The 1,393-nt window shown below is 68.6% G+C and carries 2 protein-coding genes; one reads left to right on the top strand and one right to left on the bottom strand.

Annotation, left to right across the window (positions count from 1 at the left end; all coding sequences use genetic code 11):
* Nucleotides 1–352: chorismate mutase (locus tag AOK11_RS38165; protein ID WP_055598188.1), on the bottom strand; the 352-nt coding region annotated here is incomplete at its 3' end.
* A gap of 111 nt (nucleotides 353–463) precedes the next feature.
* Between AOK11_RS38165 and AOK11_RS38160 the strand changes: the two genes are divergently transcribed.
* Nucleotides 464–1,390 (top strand): hypothetical protein, encoded by a 927-nt coding sequence (locus tag AOK11_RS38160; protein ID WP_055598187.1) that lies wholly within the window; start codon nucleotides 464–466, stop codon nucleotides 1,388–1,390.
* Nucleotides 1,391–1,393: the final 3 nt, after the last annotated feature.

Below are 1,393 nucleotides of genomic sequence, written 5' to 3'. Positions count from 1 at the left end.
CCACGAACACATCGCCGACGGTGCTCTTGGTGGCGCCGTCGGCGATGTGTTCGTGGTGGCGGATCACTTCGGCGATGATGAAGTTCAGGAACTTCTCGGCGAAGGCCGGGTCGAGTTTGGCGTTCTCGGCGAGGGTGCGCAGCCGGGTGATCTGGCGGGCTTCGCGGGCCGGGTCGGCGGGGGGCAGCCGGTGTTCGGCTTTGAGGCGGCCGACCTGCTGGGTGCATTTGAAGCGTTCGGCGAGCATGTGGACGACGGCCGCGTCGATGTTGTCGATGCTGTCGCGCAGCCTGGCGAGTTCCTCGCGGACTGCGGGGTCGACGTCACCGGTACCGGTGCTGCTGGTGGTCATGGGAAGTCAGCCTACGGGGCGGTGGCGGGGTGGCGGGTGTCCGCGGTCGGGACAGGTGCCGGGGTGGACTCGTACAGTGGAATCGGTGGTGGGACGTCTTGGGGGTGAGGCGTGACGAGCGACGGGGCGGTGGAGCGGGGCTACCCGCATCTGGGGACGGTGCGGTCGGCGGTGACCGCGTTGTACCGGCGTTTGTCGTATGACACGGTCCGGTCGTTCTCGGTGAGTGTGGCGCCTGTCGATGTGGCGTTCTGCGACACGGATGATCTTCATATGGGGGCGCAGCGGGTGGCGCGGGAGATGGTCCGGCACTACCGGTTGCCGGATGAGCGGTTGATCGTCAGTTTTCGCGAGATGAGGCATGCGGCGTATGTCGAGCTGGCGGCGGGTCCTGAGTACTTCGTGGAGCTGAACGATCGGTTCCGGACGCATCGGCGGGACATAGGGGCGGCGCTGGCTCACGAGGTGACGCATGTCTATCTGCATCGTCTGGGGCTGTCGTTTCCCGGTGCGCGCGACAACGAGCTGCTGACGGATACGGCGGCGACGTATCTGGGGGCGGGGTGGCTGCTGCTGGACGCGTTCCGTCAGGACGAGGTGTCGTCGCAGAAGCTGGGGTATCTCACGCCGGAGGAGTTCGGCTATGTGCTGGCGAAGCGGTCGCTGGCGTTCGGCGAGGATCCGTCGGTGTGGTTCACCAGCGAGCAGGCTCACCGTGCGTACGTGAGCGGGATGGAGCTGGCCCGGCTCGACGGGCGGCAGCCGCCGCTGACGGCTGCCGGCTGGACGGGGCGCAGGCGGTACGCGCGGGAGCGCCGGTATGCCCAGCAGGGGCAGCGGGGGGTCCTCCCCTTCCCCTCGGACCGGACGGCCCGCACGGATGTGCCGTACAGCTTCACGCGGGGCGGTGGCCGTGAGGAGCCGCTGCGGGTGTCGTTCCCGTGTCCTACGTGCCATCAGCGGATCAGGGTCCCGGTGCGGGGGCGGGTACGAGCGCGGTGCACGTTGTGCCGGACGGTGCTGGAGTGCGACACGTAGGGG

Origin of the sequence: Streptomyces hirsutus, assembly GCF_001418415.1 — a bacterium.
In the GTDB taxonomy this organism is placed as follows: domain Bacteria; phylum Actinomycetota; class Actinomycetes; order Streptomycetales; family Streptomycetaceae; genus Streptomyces; species Streptomyces hirsutus.
The sequence above is the reverse complement of the archived record's forward strand: the minus strand, read 5'-3'. Positions and strand labels throughout refer to the sequence as shown.